The sequence below is a fragment of the Halorubrum sodomense genome (assembly GCF_900111935.1).
GTDB classification, from domain to species: Archaea; Halobacteriota; Halobacteria; order Halobacteriales; family Haloferacaceae; genus Halorubrum; species Halorubrum sodomense.
In genome coordinates this window covers 761,987-784,290 of record NZ_FOYN01000001.1, presented here as the reverse complement: position 1 = coordinate 784,290, position 22,304 = coordinate 761,987, and the positions used below count along the sequence as shown (strand labels likewise).

Annotated in this window: 21 protein-coding genes; 11 read left to right on the top strand and 10 right to left on the bottom strand. The window is 70.3% G+C overall.

The window, feature by feature from the left end:
- The first annotated feature begins 61 nt into the window (after positions 1 to 61).
- Both endA and BM286_RS04015 read left to right on the top strand, forming a co-directional pair.
- On the top strand, positions 62 to 1,228 hold the full coding sequence (gene endA, locus BM286_RS04020; protein ID WP_092920283.1) for a tRNA-intron lyase: 1,167 nt from the start codon (positions 62 to 64) through the stop codon (positions 1,226 to 1,228).
- Between the two features lie 137 nt (positions 1,229 to 1,365).
- A complete protein-coding gene (locus BM286_RS04015; protein ID WP_092920282.1) occupies positions 1,366 to 1,968 on the top strand; it encodes an LURP-one-related/scramblase family protein in 603 nt (200 codons plus the stop codon).
- 66 nt (positions 1,969 to 2,034) lie between these two features.
- Here BM286_RS04015 and BM286_RS04010 read toward each other — a convergent pair whose 3' ends face one another.
- From BM286_RS04010 to BM286_RS03980, 7 genes are all read right to left on the bottom strand, one after another.
- Positions 2,035 to 2,967: an ABC transporter permease gene (locus tag BM286_RS04010; RefSeq protein ID WP_217265861.1), complete on the bottom strand. Its 933-nt coding sequence runs from the start codon at positions 2,965 to 2,967 to the stop codon at positions 2,035 to 2,037.
- Positions 2,964 to 4,025, bottom strand: a complete 1,062-nt coding sequence (locus BM286_RS04005) for an ABC transporter ATP-binding protein (protein WP_092920281.1) — start codon at positions 4,023 to 4,025, stop codon at positions 2,964 to 2,966. Before BM286_RS04005 ends, BM286_RS04010 begins: the two co-directional genes overlap by 4 nt.
- A gap of 152 nt (positions 4,026 to 4,177) precedes the next feature.
- On the bottom strand, positions 4,178 to 5,038 hold the full coding sequence (locus BM286_RS04000) for an NAD(P)H-binding protein (RefSeq protein ID WP_394327272.1): 861 nt from the start codon (positions 5,036 to 5,038) through the stop codon (positions 4,178 to 4,180).
- A gap of 105 nt (positions 5,039 to 5,143) precedes the next feature.
- Complete coding sequence (locus BM286_RS03995; protein WP_092920280.1) at positions 5,144 to 5,599, bottom strand: cupin domain-containing protein; 456 nt, start codon at positions 5,597 to 5,599, stop codon at positions 5,144 to 5,146.
- Positions 5,600 to 5,668: 69 nt separating this feature from the next.
- Positions 5,669 to 6,076 (bottom strand): winged helix-turn-helix transcriptional regulator, encoded by a 408-nt coding sequence (locus BM286_RS03990; protein ID WP_092920279.1) that lies wholly within the window; start codon positions 6,074 to 6,076, stop codon positions 5,669 to 5,671.
- A 339-nt stretch (positions 6,077 to 6,415) separates the two neighbouring features.
- Entirely contained in the window at positions 6,416 to 7,786 is a 1,371-nt protein-coding gene (gene serS / locus BM286_RS03985) for a serine--tRNA ligase (protein WP_092920278.1), read from the bottom strand.
- A gap of 501 nt (positions 7,787 to 8,287) precedes the next feature.
- Positions 8,288 to 8,836, bottom strand: a complete 549-nt coding sequence (locus BM286_RS03980) for a hypothetical protein (RefSeq protein ID WP_092920277.1) — start codon at positions 8,834 to 8,836, stop codon at positions 8,288 to 8,290.
- A 128-nt stretch (positions 8,837 to 8,964) separates the two neighbouring features.
- Here BM286_RS03980 and BM286_RS03975 point away from each other — a divergent pair, with 128 nt between their 5' ends.
- From BM286_RS03975 to yciH, 5 genes are all read left to right on the top strand, one after another.
- Positions 8,965 to 10,362 (top strand): dihydroorotase, encoded by a 1,398-nt coding sequence (locus BM286_RS03975; RefSeq protein WP_092920276.1) that lies wholly within the window; start codon positions 8,965 to 8,967, stop codon positions 10,360 to 10,362.
- Positions 10,363 to 10,652: 290 nt separating this feature from the next.
- On the top strand, positions 10,653 to 11,699 hold the full coding sequence (locus BM286_RS03970) for an AAA family ATPase (protein WP_092920275.1): 1,047 nt from the start codon (positions 10,653 to 10,655) through the stop codon (positions 11,697 to 11,699).
- A gap of 31 nt (positions 11,700 to 11,730) precedes the next feature.
- On the top strand, positions 11,731 to 12,918 hold the full coding sequence (locus tag BM286_RS03965; protein ID WP_092920274.1) for a DUF58 domain-containing protein: 1,188 nt from the start codon (positions 11,731 to 11,733) through the stop codon (positions 12,916 to 12,918).
- Positions 12,915 to 15,206: a transglutaminase TgpA family protein gene (locus BM286_RS03960; protein WP_092920273.1), complete on the top strand. Its 2,292-nt coding sequence runs from the start codon at positions 12,915 to 12,917 to the stop codon at positions 15,204 to 15,206. Before BM286_RS03965 ends, BM286_RS03960 begins: the two co-directional genes overlap by 4 nt.
- Positions 15,207 to 15,260: 54 nt before the next feature.
- The gene (gene yciH / locus BM286_RS03955) at positions 15,261 to 15,554 is read left to right on the top strand and encodes a stress response translation initiation inhibitor YciH (protein WP_004046732.1); all 294 of its coding nucleotides are present in this window, start codon (positions 15,261 to 15,263) and stop codon (positions 15,552 to 15,554) included.
- 91 nt (positions 15,555 to 15,645) lie between these two features.
- Here the strand turns inward: yciH and BM286_RS03950 are convergent, their stop codons facing one another.
- Positions 15,646 to 16,479 (bottom strand): geranylgeranylglycerol-phosphate geranylgeranyltransferase, encoded by an 834-nt coding sequence (locus BM286_RS03950; RefSeq protein ID WP_092920272.1) that lies wholly within the window; start codon positions 16,477 to 16,479, stop codon positions 15,646 to 15,648.
- A gap of 163 nt (positions 16,480 to 16,642) precedes the next feature.
- Between BM286_RS03950 and BM286_RS03945 the strand changes: the two genes are divergently transcribed.
- The 3 genes from BM286_RS03945 to BM286_RS15450 all read left to right on the top strand — a co-directional run bounded on the left by BM286_RS03945 (position 16,643) and on the right by BM286_RS15450 (position 18,645).
- Positions 16,643 to 17,692, top strand: a complete 1,050-nt coding sequence (locus tag BM286_RS03945) for a disk-shape morphogenesis protein volactin (RefSeq protein ID WP_174548986.1) — start codon at positions 16,643 to 16,645, stop codon at positions 17,690 to 17,692.
- Between the two features lie 114 nt (positions 17,693 to 17,806).
- Positions 17,807 to 18,415 carry a helix-turn-helix domain-containing protein gene (locus tag BM286_RS03940; RefSeq protein WP_092920270.1) on the top strand — a complete coding sequence of 203 codons (609 nt, stop codon included), beginning with the start codon at positions 17,807 to 17,809 and terminating at the stop codon, positions 18,413 to 18,415.
- Positions 18,416 to 18,480: 65 nt separating this feature from the next.
- Positions 18,481 to 18,645, top strand: coding sequence for a hypothetical protein (locus BM286_RS15450; protein ID WP_167603305.1), 165 nt, complete (start codon positions 18,481 to 18,483; stop codon positions 18,643 to 18,645).
- Between the two features lie 20 nt (positions 18,646 to 18,665).
- Here BM286_RS15450 and BM286_RS03935 read toward each other — a convergent pair whose 3' ends face one another.
- Together BM286_RS03935 and BM286_RS03930 are read right to left on the bottom strand one after the other, a co-directional pair.
- Entirely contained in the window at positions 18,666 to 19,901 is a 1,236-nt protein-coding gene (locus BM286_RS03935) for a TIGR04347 family pseudo-SAM/SPASM protein (protein ID WP_092920269.1), read from the bottom strand.
- Positions 19,898 to 20,293: an Htur_1727 family rSAM-partnered candidate RiPP gene (locus BM286_RS03930; RefSeq protein ID WP_092920268.1), complete on the bottom strand. Its 396-nt coding sequence runs from the start codon at positions 20,291 to 20,293 to the stop codon at positions 19,898 to 19,900. Before BM286_RS03930 ends, BM286_RS03935 begins: the two co-directional genes overlap by 4 nt.
- Before the next feature lie 332 nt (positions 20,294 to 20,625).
- On the opposite strand from BM286_RS03930, the gene BM286_RS03925 reads away from it, so the two are divergent.
- Positions 20,626 to 22,032, top strand: coding sequence for an ATP-binding protein (locus BM286_RS03925; RefSeq protein ID WP_092920267.1), 1,407 nt, complete (start codon positions 20,626 to 20,628; stop codon positions 22,030 to 22,032).
- Positions 22,033 to 22,304: the final 272 nt, after the last annotated feature.

Sequence of the window (22,304 nt, the reverse complement as noted above, 5' to 3'; positions counted from 1 at the left end):
AACCGCGGTCCCGCGAGTCCCGACCGCAACCCCCTTCCCTCGGCCGGCCGCGATGGCTGGTATGCAACCGACCGGCCACCTGCGGGGCGACGCGGTCCGCGTCGGCGGGGACGCCCGCCAGCGCTTCTACGACGCCCGGGGATACGGGCGACCGCTCGACGGCGACGAGATCGCGCTCTCGCGGGTCGAGGCCGCCCACCTGCTGTTCCGCGGCGACCTCTCGGGGATAACGCTGAGCGATGGGTCGGATCCCGTCGGCTTCGAGCGCTTCTTCGTCGCGAGCGCGGCCGCGGCCGACCGCTTCGCGGTGCGCTTCCTCGTCTACTCGGACCTCCGCGACCGCGGCTTCTACCTGTCGCCCGCCCGGGAGCCGTGGCCGGGCTGGAGCGACGCGCCGGGCGACGCGGTCGACTTCGTCGCCTACGAGCGCGGCGAGACGCCCGACACGGGCAACGTGAAGTACCCGATCCAGGTCGTCGGCGAGCGCGAATCCGTCGCGACCGCGGGGCTCGCGGGGCGCACGCTCGCCGTCGTCGACGAGGAGTCGGACATCACCTACTTCGCGGCCGAGGAGGGTCGCATCGACGGCGCGACCGACTACGATCCCCCCGCCGACCTGACCGGCGCCCTCCTCGCCGACCGCGTCGTCGTCTGGGACGCCCCCGAGAGTCTCTACGAACACGGCTTCTACGGGCGACCGCTCACCGGGCGGGCCGCGAACGTCGAGGGCGCGCTCCAGCTCTCCCTCGTCGAGGCCGCGTCGCTGGCCGCGGACGGCCGGCTGTCGCTGACGGCGTCGGTCGCGGGTGCCGACGACGGCTCGGAGACGGACGCGAGCGAGACCCCCGCCGCGGCCGCCCGGATCGTCGCCCGCGGCCGCGACGTCGAGGGCGAGCGCTTCGACCGCCGACTCGTCGTCTACCGACGCCTGCGGGCGGCCGACGCGGTCCCGAAGACCGGTTTCAAGTTCGGCGCCGACTTCCGGACGTACCTGGACGTGGAGACGGTCGAGGACCTCCCGCACTCCGAACACCTCGTGCGCGTGGTGGGTCCGGACCACGAGTTCTCGCCCCGCGAACTGTCGCTCGACGTGCGGCTCGCGGGGGGCGTCCGGAAGGAGATGGTGTTCGCGCTGACCGCGGAGGGGAACGATCACCCGGGAGACGGCGGTAACGCGGCCCGCGACGCCGACGTGGAGTGGCTCTCGGTTGACCGCCTGACGCCGTGACCGCCCGGGAGTCCGATCCGCAGTCGCCGTCCGCTCGGATCGAATCGGACCGACCGGAGGCTGGAGCCGTTCCGGTCGGAGTTCCCTCCAGAACCGGATCTAATACTTTATAACGGAAAACGACCCTCGAACTACCCATGGACGATTCCTCCATGTTCCCGTCGGAGTCGAGCGCGTACGATATCTCGACCGTCGACCTCAGCGACGACCGGTACGAGGTCAAACAGTCGATGGTTCGGAACAAGTACACCGTCCGCGACGGCGCCGGTGACGTCGTCCTCCGCGGGAAACAGAAGATGTTCAAGCTGAAAGAGGAGTTCCCGTTCGTCACCGGCGACGACGAGGACGCCTTCTCGGTGAAGGCGGGCGGGATTATGGACATCGGCGGGAACTACGCCATCACCGACGCGGGCACCGGCGAGGAGGTCGTGGTCCTAGACGAGGACTACTCGCTGTTCGTCGAGAACTGGACGATCCGCGACCCCGAAACGGGGGAGGCGCTGGCGACGATCGAGTCGAAGAACAAGCTGCTGTCGGCGCTCCGTCACCTCGTCGGCGCCGCGAACCTCATCCCGAACAAGTACGAGATATTCGACGCCGACGGCGGCCACGTCGGCGACATCGAGGGGAAGTTCTCGCTGCGCGATGCCTACACGGTCACCATCGACGACGCGAGCGACGTGCCGAAGGAGGCGGTGATCGCCGCCGCGTGCATCCTCGACGCCTTAGAGAACCAGTAGGACGACCCGAGCGCGAGGCGTCACGCCCCGAGGCACAGCGGACCCGCTCGGGCCCCTACCCTGCCGTCACTTCACGTCGGAACTCGACGCGCGCGACAGCAGGTAGACGGCGACGCCGCCCAACAGGAGGTCGAGTCCCGCCAGTACGGCAACGCCGGGAGCGACGCCGTCGAGCGTCCCGCCGAACCACGAGACATCGATGACGGTCATCACGTCTCGGTCGACCATGAGCGAGCGCGCGGCGTCGACGCCGTAGGTGACGGGGTTAAAGCGCGCGAACGTCTGGATCCAGCCGGGGAGTGCTCCGAGCGGGAGGAACGCGCTCGACAAGAACAGGAGGGGGAACTGCAACAGGTTCGCGCCGATGATCGTCGACTCCTGATCGCGTGTGAGAAGCGCTAACGCGTTCGAGAAGGCGACGAACCACAGCGAAAACAGGACCCCGACGGCAACGATGCCGACGACGCCGACCACCCCGCTGACCACCTCGGCGCCGAGCGCGACGCCGAGGCCGATGATGATCGCGATCTGGACGGCGATCCGGAACACCTCGGCGGCGGTCTTGCCGACGAAGACGGCCGTGCGGTTCATCGGCGTGACGAGCACCTTCTCGAACATCCCGTTCTCGATGTCGTTGACCAGCCCCACGCCGGAGGTTATCGCCGCGGCGAGCGCCACCTGAACGGCGATCGCAGGCACCAGATACGTCTCGTAGCTGATCCCCGGGATCCCCTGATTCACCGCGCCGCCGGCCACCGTACCGAACACCTCCGTGAACAGCACGAGGAAGATGATCGGCTGGACGAGCGACACGACCAGCACGAACGGGTTGCGGACGGCCTTCAGATTCCACCGTTTGAAGTTCACCCACACGTCGCCGAAGAACGAGTTTCCGGAGCCGACGGGACCGCGGCCGTCGGTGGCGGCGCGGGTCTCGTCGGTGGCGGCAGTCGCTCCGTCCGCGGACGCGACCGCTCCGTCGCCGTCGGAGCCGCTCATCGCGACCCCTCCGCGTCCGCCTCGCTCGACTCGTCGGCGTCGAGCTCTTCCCCGGTGATCGCGAGGAACACGTCGTCGAGGGTCGGCGCCCGGATGTTGAAGCCGGTGACCGTCAGGTCCGCGTCGCGGAGCGCGACGAGCAGGTCGGTTCCGTGCTCGCGGGCCGTCTCGGCGGTGACGCTGATCCCCTCGTCCGTCTCGGTCACGGACGCGTCCGCGAAGGCCTCGAACTCCCTCGCGATCGTCGCGGCCCGCGAGGACGCGTCCCCGTCGGCTTCGAGTTCCACGTCGAGCACCTCGCCGCCGACCTCGCGTTTCAGGTCCGCCGGACTCCCGTCGGCGACGATCTCGCCGTCTAAGATCACCGCCAGTCGGTCACAGAGCTGGTCGGCCTCCTCGAGGTACTGCGTGGTCAGGAAGATCGTCGTGCCGAGGTCGTTGATGCGTCGGAAGTACTCCCACAGCCGGTTGCGGGCCTTCGGGTCGAGTCCCGTCGTCGGCTCGTCGAGGAAGACGAGCGGCGGCCGGTGGACCAGCGCGGTCGCGGCGTCCAGCCGCTTTTTCATCCCGCCGGAGAACTCCTCGGACCGCTTGTCGGCGACGTCGGCAAGGTCGACGAGATCCAGCAGTTCGGTGACTCGTTCGTCGCGCTCGGCCGACGGGACCCCGTACGCCTCGCAGGCGAACCGCACGTTCTCCTCGGCGGTCAACTCGGGGTCGATGCTCGTCTCCTGGGCCATGTAGCCGATCGTCTCGCGGATCGCCCGCGGCTCGGAGCGCACGTCGAAGCCGTTGACGCTGACCTCGCCGGCGGTCGGCGAGAGGAGCGTCGCGAACACCTTGATCGTGGTCGTCTTGCCCGCGCCGTTCGGCCCGAGGAAGCCGAAGAACTCCCCCTCTGGAACGGTCATGTCGACCCCCTGGACGGCGGCGGTCCCGTCCGAGTACACCAGTTCGAGGCCGTCGACGTCGATGGCGGCGTTCGCCGGCCCGTCGGACGCCGCGCTCCCCTCGTCGCGCGAGGGTTCGACTCCGACCCCGGGATCCTGTGATGACATGGGTCCGTTAGGTCGCCCGGCCGGTTATACTCCCGACTTCGAGGGAGGTGTGTGACTTCGAATATCGAAGTCAAAGCCGTTCCCCGGGCGCTCCGCGCCGAATCGGCCGACGGATGACGGCACCGAAAACGCCGCCGAGACCGGTTTGGGCGCTACGGGCGGGACGGTGAGTCCCCGGCGGCGCGGAACGCGTCGGCGTGGTCGTCGACGAACTCGCGGAGCGTTCGCGACGGTCGCCCCAGGACCGTCTCGACGTCGTCCGTCGTCCGGCCGGAGAGGCCCAGTCGCACCAGCGAGTACTCTGCGATCATGAACGCGACGAACCCGGGCGAGAACCCGCGCCGGTACATCGCCAGCCCGAACGCCGGCCGGGAGGGGTCCGCGTAGCCGATCGGCCTGTCGAGCACGTCCGAGAACACGTCGGCGGCCTCGCGGAAGTCGAGGGCTGCAGGGCCGGTGAGGTCGTAGGCGCGGTCCGCGTGACCGGACTCGGTGAGCACCGTCGCGGCCACCGCGGCCACGTCCCGCGCGTCGGTGAAGCTCAACACGCCGTCGCCGGCGGGGACGAATATCTCGTCGCGGTCGACGATCTCCCGACGGTGGATCTCGCTCAGGTTCTGGGCGAACCAGGAGGCGCGGAGGAAGGTACACGCGATCCCCGTCCCCGCGAGGTGCGTTTCGATCCGGCGATGCGGGAGGACCGGTAGCTTCTCCGCGCCGAGGATCGACAGGAAGGCCGCGCGGTCGACGCCGACCCGCTCGGCGGCGTCGGCGAACTCGGTGACGGCGCCGACGCCGCTCTCCGGCGGGAACAGCAGGAACAGGCGGTCAGATCCCGCTAGGGCCGTCCCCCACGTCTCGGGGCGACCGAGGTCGAACTCGACGTACTCGGGGACGTCGCCGAACTCGTCGCGTGCGCGCTCCGGGTCCCGCGTCGCGACGCGCACCGGGGTCCCGTCTTCGAGGAGCCGCCGGACCAGCGGCTCTCCCACGGTCCCCGTCGCACCGGTCACGAGGACGCGGTCCGGTTCCCCGTCCGAGTCGTCGGCCGGACCGTCGGCCGAATTGTCGGCCGGACCGTCGGACCCGCGCACCCCGCCGTCGCCGTCCGGCACGGCTCAGCCCTCCAACTCGGCGTCACACTCCGGACACCGGAGGTCGAACCCGTCGTCGCCGGGAATGGCCCGCATGTCCTCGTGACCGCACGCCGGACATTTCTGCGGGATTCGAACGTCCTCGCTCTCTCGGGGAGCGCCGAGCGCGAGCGCGACGACCGGTTCGTCGCCGTCGTTCTTGCCGGACTGGAACTCGCCCGGTGCGAACCGGACCGCCTCGCCCGCGCCGACGGTCACCGGCTCGTCCGGCGTCTCGAAGGTCGCCTCGCCCTCGACGACGACGAAGAGCTCCTCTTGATCCATGTGGGCGTGGAGTCCGCCGGAGAACCGCTCGCCCGGGTCGAGTCGGTAGTGGTTGACCGCGACGTCCGTCGCGCCGAGGGGCTCGGAGAGCCCGCGTCGGTCGACGTCGCTTCCGACCGCGTTCGGCTCGACCTCGTCGATGGAGACTCGTTCCATGGCCGTCCGTTCGCTCCGCCGACAATTATAGGTGCGACTTCGAGGGTCGGTAGCGAGGGACGGCTCCGGCTACAGCTCGTGTTCGATCGCCCAGTGGTGGAGGTGGGCGAAAACGGGGAACAGCGACTCGGCCCTCTCCGTCGGCGTGTACTCCACGCGGGGCGGGACCTCGTCGTAGGCGTCCCGTTCGAGCAGCGCCGCTTCGTTCAGCTCGCGCAACCGCGTCGAGAGCGTGTTCGGCGCGATCCCGAGTTCGGCCTCCAGGTCGCTGAACCGGAGCGGCCCCTCGGCGAACGCGAACTCGCTCAGGACCGCCATCGTGTGGGCCTTCCCGAGCAGGTCGAGGAGCTCCGCCACCGTCCGTCGAATGCGCTCCTGTTCCGCGTCTTCGAAGGACTCGCGCAGCGCGATCGCCTCCTCGCGTGACAGCCCCGAGTCGAGGTCGGGGACCGCCGGTGGATCGCTGGGACCGGTCATTGATCGCCACCACGAGACTTGCGATATTGTACCTTTGGTCGCGAGTCCTCGAAAGCCCATTACTTCGAAGTATCGAAGTCACTCCGATATGCTCCGAGCGCACCCATGTGTCGCGTGCGAATCGCCACCTTCGGTGCGGGCGGTCGAACCGGCCGCCCCCTCGTCGAACGGACGCTCGAACGCGGCAACGAGCTCGTCGCCTTCGTCCGCGAGATGCCGAAGATAGCGGACGCGGAAAGGTCACGGGAGGCCCGAACCGAGGGGGAATCGGAGAGCATGTGGGCGTCGAGAGCGGTCGGGCGGGCTCGCGACCGCCGGGTTTCCCCGCCGAGTCGACCCCTATTCCTCGCCCAGCTTCGACTCGCCGACCGCGTCGTGGCCCTCGATGACCTCCGTCCCGCCCATGTACGGACGCAGCGCCTCCGGGACGGTGACGGTGCCGTCGTCGTTCTGGTAGTACTCCAGGATGGCGACGACGACCCGCGGCACCGCGAGCCCCGAGCCGTTCAGGGTGTGGAGGTACTCGGCGGACTCGTGGTGCTCCTCGCGGTACCGGATGCCGGCGCGGCGCGACTGGAAGTCCTCGAAGTTCGAGACGGAGGAGACCTCCAGCCAGCGGCCGCCCACGTCGGGCCCCTCGTCCATGTCGTCGGCGGGCGCCCACACCTCGACGTCGTACTTCTTCGCCTGCGTGAACCCCAGATCGCCGGTACACATCTCCAGGATGCGGTACGGGAGGTCGAGCCGACGGAGAACCTCCTCGGCCTCGTCGACGAGCCCCTCGAAGCGCTCGTCGCTCTCCTCGGGCCGAACGAAGTTCACCATCTCCACCTTGTTGAACTGGTGGACGCGGACGATCCCGCGCGTCTCGGTGCCGTGCTCGCCAGCCTCCTGCCGGAAGTTCGGCGTGTACGCCTGGTACTTCAGCGGGAGGTCCTCGCCGAGGAGGATCTCGTCGCGGTGGAGGTTCGTGACGGGCACCTCCGCGGTCGGGAGCAGCCAGAGGTCGTCGTCGTCGTACGCGTCCTCGTTCGACCCCTCGACGCGGTAGGCGTCCTCGGTGAACTTCGGGAGCTGGCCGGTCCCGCGCATCGACGCGGAGTTGACGGGGATCGGCGGGAACACGTCCTCGTACCCCTGCTCGCGGTGGACGTCGAGCATGAACTGGATCAGCGCGTGCTCGAGGCGGGCGCCGTCGCCCTTCGCGACGTAGAACCCGCCGCCCGCGACCTTCGCACCGCGCTCGAAGTCGAGGATCTCGAGGTCCTCGCCGAGGTCGTAGTGCGGCTCGATCTCGTCCGGGACGTCACGGAGGTCGTCGAACCCCTCGCGACGCACCTCGACGTTCTCCGACTCGTCCGCGCCCACGGGGACCGAGTCCTGGGGTATCTGGGGGAGTTCGAGTAAGGACTCCTCCAGTTCGGCCTCCAGTTCGTCGGCGCGCTCCTCGATCTCCTGAAGCTCCGACTTGAGCTCCTGCGAGCGCTCGATGGCCTCCTGGGCCGCCTCCTCCTCGCCGGCCCCCTTCAGCTCGCCGATCGTCGAGGAGACCTCGTTGCGCTCGTGGCGCAGGTCGTCGCCGCGCTGTTTCAGCTCCCGCCACTCCTCGTCGACGTCGAGTATCCGGTCGAGGTCCACGTCGACGCCCTTGTTCGCGAGCGCCTCGCGGACGACCTCGGGGTTCTCCCGGACGAACTGTCGAGACAGCATTTGTCGGGGGTTCCGCGGGGCGACCCAAAACCGTATCGGAGCGTCGGTAACGTCTCACAGCGTCTTCTTTTAGTTAGCACTCGGTGATCGGCAGTGAACACTGCCGAAGCCCCAGTCGCTCGCTTATAAATAGTTGACAGCTGATCGGCGGCGAACACCTCCAAAGCCCCAGTCGCGAGGACGGCGCACGCTCGTTGCGCGCTTCAGTCGCTCACTCCGTTCGCTCCTTCCAGTGCTTACGTCGCCTGCGCCGTCCTCGCGACTGCCCCTTTGAGTCCCGCCCCGTCCCGCACCGCGACCGCACCTCTCACCTCCCCAGCCTCGTCGCCGGCGGCGAAGCCGCCGGCTGCCAGAGGCGCGTCGCGCCTCGCTGCCGCTCGCTCCCTTCGGTCGCTCGCGGCGTCCCTCGCGCGTGCTCCTCGCGGCCGCCGATGGCGGCCACTCGGAGGCACGCGCCGACCGCCTCGTCCATTTATGAATCGACGACCGGTGACTGAATCGTCAGTACCCGCCCGGCAGCGCCATCCCGACGGCGAGCGCGACGAGCGGCACGGCGGCGACGAGCGCGTACCACAGGCCGGCGCCGACGAGGAGGAGCCACGTCGAGTAGCCGTACCCCGTCGGATCCCAGTCGACGCCGAGCCGCGGCAGGCCGATCACGGCGACCGCCGGCGCGACGAGGGCGACGAGGACCGCGCCGAACAGCGCCGTCGTGAGGAACCCCTCGCTCCAGGCGGGACCCGCCTCGCCGGCGTACGCGACGGTGAGCGCGACGCCGGCGACGTACGGGACCGAGAGCCCCACGGACACTCCGAGGTACGAGGGCAAGACGCGTCCCGCCGGCGGGAGCGCGTCGAACAGCGCCCGGAGGCGCTCGGCGGCGAGGCACGGCGCGCACAGTCCGGCGGCGACGAGGCCGGGGAAGAGGAACAGCGCGACCGTCCACAGCCAGCCGACGACCGCGTCCGCGACGGCGGGGACCCCGAGAGAAGCGGTCGAGCCCCGGAGCGGAGGGACGACTCCCGAGCGGGCGGGGAGAAGGAACGTCATGCGGTGGAGAGCCCCCGCCGGCGACAAACGTCTTGTGGTTGCTCGGAGCGCGTCGCCGCCGACGGCCGCCGATCTCGCGACCGGGAACCACCAGCGTTTATTCCGCGCGCCGCGACCGGCCGACAACGATGCTCATCACGGGCGCGACGCTGGCCGACGGCCGGGTTCGGGACGCGCGGATCGGCGACGACGGACGGATCGCCGCGGTCAGCGAGGGGCTCGGCGCCGACGCCGGCGAGCGCGTCATCGAGGCCGGCGGGCGGCACCTCCTGCCCGGCGCGATCGACGTCCACGTCCACTTCCGCGAGCCGGGCGGGAGCCACAAGGAGACGTGGGCGTCGGGCTCGCGGAGCGCGGCCGCGGGGGGCGTCACGACCGTCGTCGACCAGCCGAACACCTCGCCGCCTACCGTCGACGGCGCGGCGTTCGACGAGAAGGCCGACCTCGCGGCCGACTCGCTCGTCGACTACGGGATCAACGGCGGCGTCACCCCCGACTGGGACCCGGAGAGCCTCTTCGACCGCCCGCTGTTCGCGCTGGGGGAGGTGTTCCTCGCGGACTCGACCGGCGACATGGGGATCGACGCCGACCTGTTCGCGGACGCGCTCGACGAGGCCGCGGCGCGCGACGCCCCCGTCACCGTCCACGCCGAGGACGCGACGCTGTTCGACGAGTCGGCGCTCGACGGCGACCTCGGCGGCGGCGGCACGGCCGCGACCGCCGACGCGTGGTCCGCCTACCGGACCGCCGCCGCCGAGGTCGCCGCCGTCGAGCGCGCTATCGCGACCGCCGCGGACCGCGACGCGCAGGTCCACGTCGCGCACACCTCGACGCCGGCGGCGGTCGACGCCGTCGTCGAGGCCCGGGAGGACGAGTCGACGGCGGCCGACGGGGACGGGGACGAGGTCGACGCCGACGGCGACGGAGCCGACGCCGCCGCCCGGCGGGTCACCTGCGAGGTGACGCCGCACCACCTCTACCTCTCCCGGGAGCGGGCGCGATCACTGGGGACGTTCGGACGGATGAACCCGCCGCTCCGGTCCGAGTCGCGGCGGGAGGCGCTGTTCGCCCGGCTCGCCGAGGGCGCGGTCGACGTGGTCGCGACCGACCACGCGCCCCACACGGTCGCGGAGAAGCGGGAGGGGCTCGTCGACGCGCCGAGCGGCGTTCCGGGCGTCGAGACGCTGTACCCGCTCCTGCTCGAATCGGCCCGGAAGGGCGAACTGTCGCTCAAACGCGTCCGCGACGTCGTCGCCGCGAACCCGGCCGAGATATTCGGCCTCGACCGGAAGGGACGGGTCGCCGAGGGGTACGACGCCGACCTCGTCCTCGTCAACACCGCCGACCCGCGCGAGGTGGAGGCCGCCGCGCTCCACAGCGCCTGCGCGTGGACCCCCTTCGAGGGGCTTCGAGGTATCTTCCCCGAGGTCACGCTCGTCCGCGGCGAGGTCGTCTACGAGCGCGACCCGGCGACCGGGGCCGCGTCGTTCGGCGATCCGGTCGGGCGGAACGTCAGGGAGCCGTAGTCGGGCCGGGGACCCCGGGCGGCCCGAAGCCTCGGGTGCGCTGAAACCTCAGGTGGCCTGAAACCCCGGGGAGTTTGAAAACTCGGGCGCCCCGAAACTCGGGACTCCGTCGGGGATCGCGGGCCCGTCCGGAGGAGGCCGAGGGGCCGAAATCGGCCGCGACGAGCGGACGGCCGGCGGCGGAACGCATATGCCGTTGCTCGCCTTAGCCGGGGTATATCGATGATCACGGGGAGCATTCGCACGGTCGTCTCCGGACGGGAAGCCGACCCCGGCGAGGCCGACCGAACATGACGGACCCCGGAGAGCCGGGACCGATTGGGACCGGTCCCGCGGAGTCGGCGGACGCCGAGGCGGAATCGACCGGCGGCGAGCGCGCTGGCGCGGCGGCCGGTGCCGCCGCGGCGAGCGCCCCCGAGACCCCCGCCGACGTCGCCGCGCTCGCGGACCGGATCGTGAGCGAGGTCGAGGAGGTGATCGTCGGCAAGCGCGACGCCGTCGAACACGTCCTCGTCACCGTGCTGGCGCGCGGCCACCTCCTCGTCGAGGACGTGCCGGGCGTCGGGAAGACGACGCTCGCGAAGTCGGTCGCGCGGTCGATCGACGGCTCGTTCAAGCGCGTCCAGTTCACCCCCGACCTCTTACCCTCCGACGTCACCGGCGTCAACGTCTTCAACCGCCGGACCGACGAGTTCGACTTCCAGCCCGGTCCGGTGTTCGCGAACGTCGTCCTCGGCGACGAGATCAACCGCGCCCCGCCGAAGACGCAGTCGGCGCTGTTGGAGGCGATGGAGGAGAACCAGGTGACCACCGACGGGACGACCCGCGACCTCCCCGACCCGTTCTGCGTCATCGCGACCCAGAACGACGTGGAGCCCGGACAGACGTACGAGCTCCCGGTCGCGGAGGTCGACCGCTTCACGAAGAAGATCCGGCTCGGCTACCCGGACACCGAAGAGGAGGCCGCGATCCTCGGGCGCCTCGCCGGCGATCACCCGGTCGACGCGGTCGAGCCCGTGGCGACGATCGCGGACGTCCGGCGGGCCCGCCGGATCGTCGGGGAGATCGAGACCTCGGAGGCGGTCCGGAACTACGTGGCTCGCCTCGCGGTGTACACCCGTCGGAACGCCCGGCTCGGGGCGAGCCCGCGCGGAAGCCTCGCGCTCGTCAGGGCGTCGCAGGCCCGCGCCGCGCTCGAAGGTCGCAGCTACGTGATCCCAGACGACGTCCAGGCCGAGGCGCCGACCGTGCTCTCACACCGGATCCGGACCGAATCGGGCGGGACCGACGGCGCGGACATCGTCGACGACGCGCTCGACCGAATCCGGGTGGAATGATGACGGTGACGCCGACCCCACTCAGGTCAGGATGACGCCGGCACTCACCCGCCGGGGGCGCGTCGCCGGCGTCGTCGGCCTCGTCGCGGCCGCCAGCGCGCTCGCCGCCGGCGGGCGCGCGCTCGACGCGGTCGTGCTCCCGGTCGCCATCGCGCTCGCGGCCGGCTACGTCCAGGTGTCGCGCGTCGAGGTGCCCGCGGTCCGCCACGTGACGCCCGCCGACGGGTTCGCCGGAGAGACGCGAGAGGTCCGCTTGGCGTTCGGACCCGAGGCGGCGCGGGGCGACGAGGCTGCCTCGCAGTCGTTTCTCGCCGACGTGCGCGTCCGTGTCGACGAGGGGCTCGACGGCCCGGCGGCGCCGATCCGGGCGTCTGTGGGCACGGAGCCGGTCTCGTACCGCGTCACGTACCGCCAGCGCGGCGAGCGGACGCTCGGCCCGGTCGAGCTCACCGTCACCGACGTGTTCGGGCTCTTCGAGCGCGAGCTGGTCGTCGACGAGACCGCGGCGGTGACCGTGTACCCGCCCCGCGACCCGGTCCCGACGCGGTTCCGCCGCGAGCTGTACGCGGCCGACGCGGTCGACGTGAGCCGCCAACGCGAGGAGTTCGACCGCCTCCGCGAGTACACCCGCGGCGACGCGGTCCGCGACGTCCACTGGGCGACGACCGCCAAGCGCGACGAGATCGTCGTCAAGGAGTTCGCGGCCGAGACCGTCCGGAACCGGGTGACGATCGCGGGCGGAACGGAGGTTCGCGGCGGCGGGGACGGACCGGTCGGCGGTCGCGACGACGGGCGCGGAGCCGGCTCGCTCGGCGCCGTCGATCGCGGCGACGACTCGACCCCCGGACGCTCCGCGAACGCGGCCGCTGCCGACGAGCTCGCGCGGGCGACCGCGAGCCTCGCGCTGGCGCTGCTCGACGACGGCGTCCCCGTCGACGTGCGACTGCCCGGCGGTCGCGTCTCGGCGGCGCCGGGCGGACGCGGCCGGCGCGAGGTGCTCGAACTCGCGGCCCGGACCGGTCCGGGGGCGGTGACCGACGACGAGGCCGACGTGACGATCGTCGCCGCGGCGGACGGCGCCCGGTTCCGAACGGGGGACCGCTCGGTCTCGTTCGCGGACCTGCGCCGCGAGGCCGACGAGGAGCGCACCGCGACCGACGGCCCGCAGTCGAGCCGACCGGACGGATCGACCGACCGCCGGGAGGTGGCGTCGCCGTGAGTCGCGAGTCGGCCGTTCGGGGGCGCCTCTCCCGGAGCGAGTCGGCCGGGAGCGGGTCGGACCGAAGCGACGGGCGGACGGCCGACCCGGCGGTGATCGGCGTCGCGGTCGTGGCCGCGGCGTACCTCGCCGTGTTCTTTCAGGTGACGAACGTCGTCGGCGGGACGGGGCGGACCGCGGCCGTCGTCGCGGTCGCGGGACTCGGCGGGGTCGCGCTGGCGCGGGCCGTCGGCGAGCGGACCGCGCTGTGGCTGGCCGGACTGCTGTTCGCGGCGGGGCTCGCGGGGTACTTCCTCGCGATCCCCGAGAGCCAGCGAGCGCTGTTCACCCTCCGGAGCGTCACCTTGGACCTCCTCGCGCTGTCGACCGGACTGTCCGTGCTGCGGCTGGCGCTCGCGGACGTCTGGGTGCTCGCGGTGGCGCCGGTGCCGACGTTCCTCGTCGGCTATTTCGTCGGGCGCGGGCGCCACGTCGCGGCCGCGGCGGTCGCCGGCGGAACCCTCGGCTTCCTCGTGCTCACCGGCGACGCCGAGACCGGCGCCGCGGTCGCCGGGGTCGTCGGCATCGCGCTCGCGATCGGGCTCTCGACGCTGTCGACGCCGAGCCGACGCCGCGGCCACGCCGGGACGTTCGCGCTGGTGGTCGCGGCGATGGTCGTCGCGAGCGCGACCGTCACCGTGATCCCGGCGGGCGCCGCGGAGCCGCTGGGGCTCGACCGCGGGACGCCGACCCTGGAGTCGAGCCTGAGCGGCGACGACGAGCTGGCCGTCGTCGGGACGACGCGGCTCTCCCCGACGGTTCGGTACACGATCGAGAGCCCGGTCGAGCGGAACTGGCACACGGGGGCGTACGACACCTACACCGGCGACGGTTGGGTCAGGACCGGCGAGCGGTCCGCGGTGAACGGCACGCTGCCGGGCCCGCCGGGAGAGGCGGAGGCGGTCGACGTGACGATCACCGCGGAGACCGAGTCGACGGCGCTGCCGGCGCCCTGGAAGGCGGTCTCGGTCGACGGCGCGGGAGCGGTCGAGGTCGACGAGCGCGGCAGCCTCCGGCTCGCGGAGCCGCTCGAACCGGGCGAGAGCGTAACGGTGACGAGCCGCGTCCTCGACGCCGGTCCGGCGACGCTCCGGAACGCGAGCACCGACTACCCGGCGGTGATCGAGGAGCGGTACACCCAGCTGCCCGAGAGCACCCCCGATCGGGTCGGGGAGCGGACGGAGGAGATCGTCGCGGCGGCGAACGCCGACTCGCCGTACGAACAGGCGGCCGCGATCGAGTCGTACCTGCGATCGGAGTACGAGTACTCGCTGACCGTCGAGCGGCCCGAGGGTGACGTGGCCGACGCGTTCCTGTTCGAGATGGACGCCGGCTACTGCGTGTACTTCGCGACGACGATGGCGGCGATGCTCCGCTCGCAGGGGATCCCGACCCGGTTCGAGACGGGCTACACGTCCGGCGAGCAGGTTAGCGAGGACGAGTACGTCGTGCGCGGACAGAACGCCCACGCGTGGGTGTCGATCTACGTGCCGGACCACGGCTGGGTGGCGTTCGATCCGACCCCGTCGGGCCCCCGCGACGAGGTCCGAGAGACCCGGCTCGCGGAGGCGCGCGCCGAGGGCGCGGAGAACGTCGACACCGAGGCCTCCGCGCCCGACCGGACGCCGGAGCCCGCTCCGAACGAGCCCGAGGCCGACGCGGGTTCGGCCGACGGGGACACGGGGGCGAGCAACTCGACGGCGGGGAACGCGACCGGCACCGGCGCGGTCGGCCCCGTCGATATCGCTCGCTTCGGCGGCGAGCAGACGGGGACGGTGCCGCCGGCCGGCGCGAGCGCCACCGCGGGGTCGACCGCTGGCGGGAACGACGACGGTGCGCTCGGATCGATACCGGACCCGAAGACGGCCGTCTACTGGCTGCTCGTTGCCGCGCTCGGCGTCGCTGGCGCCCGCCGAACCGGACTCACGGGTCGAGCGAGTCGACGGGTCGGACCGCTGCTCCCGCGGCGGCGGCGCGGTCCGATCGCGGACGCCGAGCGGGCGTTCGCGGACCTCGAACGACTGCTCGCCGGGCGCTACCGCGAGCGGCGGCCGGGGGAGACGCCGCGGAACTACGTCGACGCGATCCGGACGCTCGGCGCGGACGAGCGCGTCGAGACCGTCGCGACGGCGTACGAGCACGCCGCGTACGCCGGGTCGGTGACCCGCGCCGAGGCCGACGCGGCGCGCAGAGCGGTGCGGCGGCTCGCGCTCGAACGCGTGCCGCTTATCGGGCGATTCGTCCGCTGATCGGGGGGTTACCCGACACTATTTAATACGGGCGTCTTGTAGATTCGGGCTGTAATGTCGGAAGTCTGCTCGACGTGCGGACTGCCCCAGGAACTCTGCGTCTGCGAAGACGTCGCGAAGGAGTCCCAGCAGATCAGCATCCGCATCGACGAGCGCAGGTACGGTAAGGAGGTAACGGTCATCGAAGGATTCGATCCGAAAGACGTGGACATGAGTTCCCTCTCGTCGGATCTCAAGTCCAAGTTCGCCTGCGGGGGCACCGTCGAGGACGGCGCCATCGAGCTCCAGGGGAACCACTCGGGTCGCGTGGAGGATTTCCTCCGCGACAAGGGTTTCAACGTCGCGTGACCGTCACCTGACCGTCCGCCGTCGAGCATCGTTTCGCACCGCGACCGGTTTTCGTGTTGGTCTTCGTCCGCGAGCGGCCGCGCAGTTCGGCTCACACGACCACCGCGACGCGGCCGACGACGAACGCCGCCGCCGCGAGGAACGTGCCGTACTTGAAGCGGCGCTGTGCGGCGCCGGGGTCGGCGACGCTCTCGTAGGTCGCGTACAGCATCACCGCGTCGGCGACGACGACGACCGCGAGGTACGCCGCGCCGAGCGTTCCGGAGAAGTACGGCAGCGGGCTGACGCCCACGGCGACGACCAGCGCGGCCGCACCGATCCGCAGCGCGCGGCGCTCGCCGACCGCGATCGGGAGGGTCGCGAGGCCCTCCTCTCGGTCGCCGGCCACGTCCTCGACGTCTTTGATCACCTCGCGGGTGAACGTCGAGAGCCCGGCGAGCGCGGCGAGGACGAGGACGGCGCGGGGGTTTCCGACGGCGGCGCCGCCGAACAGGAACGTCGAGCCGACGAGGTAGGCGACCAGGGCGTTGCCGAGCCCGGGCGTCCCTTTGAAGAGGCTCGTGTAGGTGACGAGCGCGACGAGGTTCACCGCGGCGATGCCGATCGCTAACGCCGGGAGGCGGACCGCGACCGCGACCGCGACCGCGAACCAGACGGCGGCGGTCGCGAGCGCGCCCCGGGGCGACACCGCGCCGCGGGGGATGGGGCGGTCCGGGCGGTTGACCGCGTCGACTTGACGGTCGAAGTAGTCGTTGATCGCGTTGCCCGCGGCGACCGCGAAGACGGTCGTCGCGGCCGCGAGCGCGGTCGGGACGGCGGCGCCGCTCGCGCCCGCGACGAACGCGCCGGTCGCCGTGAGGGCCCCGGCGGCGACGCAGTTGCCGAGGCGAGCGAGGTCGACGATACCGCGGAGCGTGTCTCGCACGTCGTCCCCGTACTTCCGCCGCCGAGAAATAAACGGTGCGGGATCGGTCGGCCCGGGAGCGCCTCGCCGCGATCGCCGCGTCCCGAACACCTCCCCGGCCACGCAGGCGGCCGCGCCCGGCCTGCCACGAACGTTTATCACCTGCGAAATGAAACACTGGTTCATGGCTAAAGGCCTAGACGTCGGGACGATGAACATCCTCTCCGGGCGGCAGGAGGGCGCGGAGACGGTGTTCGTACAGCAGCGGAACTCGTTCGTCGAGATCGAGTACAGCGACATGGCCGAGCAGATGCTCTCGCGCAGCGAGGTCCTCCACATCCGAAAGGACGACAAGGTGTACGTCGTCGGCGACGACGCCCTGAACTTCGCGAACATCTTCAACAAGGAGACCCGCCGGCCGATGCAGCACGGCATCCTCTCCAGCGAGGAGGCGTCCGCGATCCCGATGATCAAGCTCATTACCGAGCAGGTGGTCGGCGAGCCCTCGAAGCCGAACGAGCGGCTGTTCTACTCCAGTCCCGCGGACCCGATCGACTCCGGGCTCACGACCCTGTACCACGAAAAGACGCTCGAATCGATGCTCGGAGACATGGGGTACGATCCCGAGCCGATCAACGAGGGGATGGCGGTCATCTACTCGGAGCTGGCCGACAACAACTTCACCGGCCTCGGGATCTCCTTCGGCGCGGGGATGACGAACGTCTGTCTCGCCTACTACGCGGTCCCCGTCATGAAGTTCTCCATCGCCCGCGGGGGCGACTGGATCGACGAGCAGACCTCGCAGGCGACCGGCACGCCCGTCGACAAGGTGACGAGCATCAAGGAGGACGACTTCGAACTCGACTTCCGCACCGACGTGGGCGGCGTCGAGGGCGCGCTCGCCATCTACTACGAGAACCTGCTCGACTACGTCATCGAGAACATCACCCGCGAGGTGGACGAGGAGGACGTCGAGGAGGGGCTCGACGTGCCCGTCGTCGTCACCGGCGGCACCTCCAGCCCGAACGGCTTCGAGGACCTGTTCGCCGACCACCTCGCGGACGCGAACATTCCGTTCTCGATCAGCGGCGTGCGCTCGGCCGACGAGCCGATGTACAGCGTCGCCAGCGGCGCCCTCGTCGCCGCACGCTCCGAGGAGGGCGAGGAGGCCGAGTCGGGCGGTACAGCCGACGAGCCCGCGGCCGAGGAGGCCGCCCCCGAGTCCGAGGACTAATCCGACGACGCGGTCGCGTTCTCTCACTCACTTTTTCGAAACCGACCCGGACCGCCGCGCCGGATCGCGGGAATCCGCCGAAAAGTAAAACCGACGCCGTCCGTAGCGACTGACATGTCCGACGCCGCCGGCGCCGAGGTGGACCGTCGCCTGCGGGTCGACCTCGACGTCGATCCGACCGGCGACCGCGGCTGTCCGATCGTCTCCGAGGCCGACGAGGCCACCGAGGTCGCGGTCAACGCGGTCGGCGACGAGTGCGTCGTCGACGTGACGACGCCGGACGGCGACGTGCGCCGCGGAACCGGCGAGGTCGACGCCGACTGCCTCTGTCACGCGTTCGGGGGCCTCGGCTGCGTCCCGCACTTCCAGCGCGTCGAGGACGGGACGATCCTCGTCACCGCGTACGTCGACGACCGGGGCGCGGTCCGCCGGCTCGTCGAAGAGCTTCGCGGGGTCGTCGACCGGGTTCGCCTCGTCCGACTCGCGGTCGTCGAGGGGCCGGACGCGACCGAGCAGGTCACCTTCGACCTCTCCGCGCTGACGCCGAAGCAGCGCCGCGGGCTCGAGCTCGCGGTCGTCCGCGGCTACTTCGACGACGACCGCGACGTGCGCCTGAGCGAGCTCGCCGACGAGCTCGGTATCAGCAAGTCCGCGCTCTCACAGCGGCTCCGCACCGCGCAGGCGAAGCTGGTGACGGACGTCTTTGACGGCGCCGAGCGGTGAGAGCCTTTGAAGCGGTGGACCGGTAAAGCGGGACGCCGAGGGGGCGCGACCTCCTCCGTCCGGTCATGACCGACGACGACCCGCCGGCCGTCGAGCCGGTGCGAGACGACGCCACCGTCGAGCTCGTGCGCGACGCGATCGGCGTCGCCCGCGGGGAGGTGCCCGCGGAGCGCTTCTCCGCGAAGTACGGGACGGGAGGTGGACCGGACACCGACGGAAACGGGGAATAAGGACCGGGCCCGAAAGCGATTCAGTCGTCGGCGGGCGCGGACCGGTCCCCCGCGTCGATCCGCGAAAGCGCCTCCTCGCCGGCGCGCTCCGCCGCCGTGAGGTAGCACTTCGGGTCGGGCGCGAACGGGTCGCCGTGCGCCGAGAGCGCGCGGAGCCGCGAGCCGCCCCGGCAGATCGATTGATACGCGCAGTCGGCGCAGCGGCCGGAGAGGCGCTCCTCCCGCTCGCGGAGCCCGGCGAGGAGCGGGTTCGACTCGTCGGTCCAGATCGCGCCGAACGAGCGGTCGCGGACGTTGCCGGGCGAGTACCCCTGCCAGAACTGCGTGAGGTGGACGTTGCCGACGGGGTCGACGTCGGCGACGCGCTCGCCGGTGGGGTCGCCGCCGTTGCGTTCGAGGTACCGGTAGATGAGCCGGGCGCGGTCGGTCCCCATCTCGCGGTCCGCGTACTCGACGAGGTGACCGGCGTCGGCGTAGTTGCCGACGAGCAGCGTCTCTATCTCCTCGCCCCGCTCGTGGTACTCGCGGGTGAGGTCACAGAGGTCGGCCACCGCTTGCCGGGTCGCCTCGGGCGAGAGGTCGACGTTCGAGATGTCGGCGCCGCGGCCGCCGTAGTCGAGGTGGTAAAAGCAGAAGCGGTCGACGCCGACGTCGACGAGCAGGTCGACGACGCCCGCGAGGTCGTCGACGTTGTGCTCGGTAATCGTGTACCGGAGCCCCGTCTTGAGCCCGACGTCGAGGCAGGCCTCGATCCCCCGGACCGCGGCGTCGAACGCGCCCTCCTCGCCGCGGATGCGGTCGTTGCGCTCGGGGAGGCCGTCGACGGAGACGCCGGCGTACTTGAGCCCCGCCTGCTTCAGCTCTCGGGCCCGGTCGCGGGTGAGGAGCGTCCCGTTCGTCGAGAGCACCGGGCGGATCCCGCTCTCGTCGGCGTACGCGATCAGCTCCGCGAGGTCCTCGCGGACGAGGGGCTCGCCGCCGGAGAACAACAGGACCGGGACGCCGAACTCGGCGAGGTCGTCGACGAGCGCCTTCCCCTCCGCCGTCGAGAGCTCGTTCGGGGCGCCGTCAGCGTCGGCGCCGGCGTAGCAGTGCTCGCAGTAGAGGTTACACCGCTTCGTGGCGTTCCAGACGACGACCGGCCGCCGCTGTTTCTCCTCGGTGATCTGCGGCTCCTTCGAGCCGTCGGCCGCGTCGTAGCGGAGTCCGTCGCTCTCGGCGTCGAGCCCGCACAGCAGCTTGCTGACGGAGATCATCGCGATCCCTCCGCGGGCGGCTCCCCGGCACCCTCTCCGTCGTCGTCGACTGGCCTCCCGCCGCAGGAGACCGTCGGCGTCCCCTCGGTCTCCTCGTAGACGCGCGGCTCGTCGGCGTCCTCGGCGTCCGCGTCCGCCCCGTCCTCCTGGTCAGCGAGCGACGCCGCGGAGTATCGGGACACCTCGGCGGCCGGGCACACCCACACGTCGCGGGCGTACCACGCGAAGAGCTTGCTCGCCTCTTCGTGGGCGACGTCCGGCGTCGGCGCGGCGACCGTGCCGACGTGGCGGAGCGGGTCCGACTCCGCCTCGCGGACGAACACCTCGAACCGGCGACCGTCGGCCGACCGCGGCCCGTTCGCGTCCTCGCTTCGACTCGTCTTCTCGACCATACCCCCCGTACGGACGGTCCCCCGAACGGGGTTTCGCGCGTTCTCACGGCCGCGAAATTCGCCCGAACGAGTTCGGGAAGTGAGCGACGCGGCCGTCGCCGAGAGAGCGACGAGGGCGGAGAACGCCGGGACTAATCCGGAACGAAAACGAGAGAATGCGGGGACGCGGCGACTGCGGTCCCGGGTGAGAGCGGTCGTTAACCGCGGTGAGAGAGTGCCGTTCAGATGACGCGGTTCTCTTTACTGTTGCCTCAACTACCGTGGTTTGAACTACGATAGTTTAGACTACGCTATCTGTACGTTTTATGTGCTGGTGAGTCGAAGGTGGAGGTATGCCCGCGTTCGTCAACCGAGAACAGGAACTCGACAGACTCCACGAGTTATACGAGAGTGGGTCCGCGGAGTTGAGCGTCGTCTACGGACGTCGGCGGATGGGGAAGACGGCGCTCGTCGTCAAATCCATCGAAGACCGTGAAGACGCGGTGTACCATCAGGCTGCACACGGGACGACGGAGCAACAACTTGACTCCTTCATCGCTGATGCCACAACGGTGTTCCCGGGAGTGAGTCGGATTCGGAAGGACTGGGAGAACGTTCTTACGTACCTCGCTGAGCAGGACACGGTCGTCATCCTCGACGAGTTCCCGTACCTCGTTGACGAAAACGAAGCGCTCCCCTCCCTCATCCAGCGAATCTGGGACCACGAAGTCGCTGATACAGCTGCGACCTTCGTGTTGACTGGCTCGGCGATCGGGATGATACACAAGATCGCACTCGACGGGAGTTCACCGCTGTACGGGCGGATATCGAAACGGCCGAACGGGAAACTCGAAATCGGTCCGCTCCCGTTCGCGGCCGCGATGGAGTTCTTCCCGAACTACGCGCCAGCCGAACAGGTGATCGCATACGGTGTGTTCGGGGGGACACCGGAGTACCTCCGAGCAGTGGACGATACGCAGTCACTCCAAGAGAACATCACGGAGACCTTGCTGCTCCGGGATGGCGGCCTCCACGAGGAGCCCGAGGACGTCCTGTATCGGGAACTGGACGAGGTTGACCGGTATTTCGCCGTCCTGAAAGCGATGGCGGAGGGGAACCACAAGCGAAACGGGATTATCCAGGCGGCGGGCATCAACGCCAACAGCGCGAGTTACTACCTCTCCCGGCTGCGGGAACTCCAGATAATCGAGCAGGAGTACCCAGTAACCGTTGACCCGTCCCGGAGTCGGAACAGCCGGTATCGAATCAGGGACCAACTGTTCGCGTTCTGGTTCCGCTTCGTACACGGCCGTTCGTCTCGGTACGAAGTGTTCGGAGCGGACGCGTACGACGAACTGGTCGAACCGCATCTTCCGGACTTCGTCAGTTCGTCGTTCGAACGACTCTGCCAGCGGGCAGTTCTCTACGAGTACGGGGACGCGTACACGTTCACGGAATCCCCAGGTCGGTGGTGGGACACCGACGGCCGTGAAATCGATATCGTGGCCCCGACGAACGGCGACACGCTACTGGTCGGGGAAGCGAAGTTCCAGCAACAACCGACGGGGTACGACGTTCTCGCCCAGCTCGAACGGGAGGCACCCGAAATCGAGTGGTCGCCGGCTGACAGCGACGTGAACTACGAGTACGTACTGTTTAGCCGAAGCGGGTTCGCATCCTCAGTGGAGGAAGCGGCCGAGGATCGGGACGATCTCGGTCTGTTCACAGTTGACGATGTCGTTGAGACCCTGTCCGAATAGCTGTTCCCGAGAATCGCTTCCGTTCGTGTACAGCAGTGATCGAAGGTGAAGGGCAAGCGAGAACACGAACGCTGCGTTGTCGGTGGAGTGTGGCTGAGCAGAAACATCGGTACGAGTGCGAGAGAAAGGGTGGGAGCCCCACACCTACTGACAGTACGACCCGCGTGCTATCAGTACGACTATTTTGTACTCACATTGTCATAACGAAAGTGGAAAACGCGGGTCTGTTCTGAACACAGTTCGTGCTACAAGAGAAAACGGCCAGTAGAGAT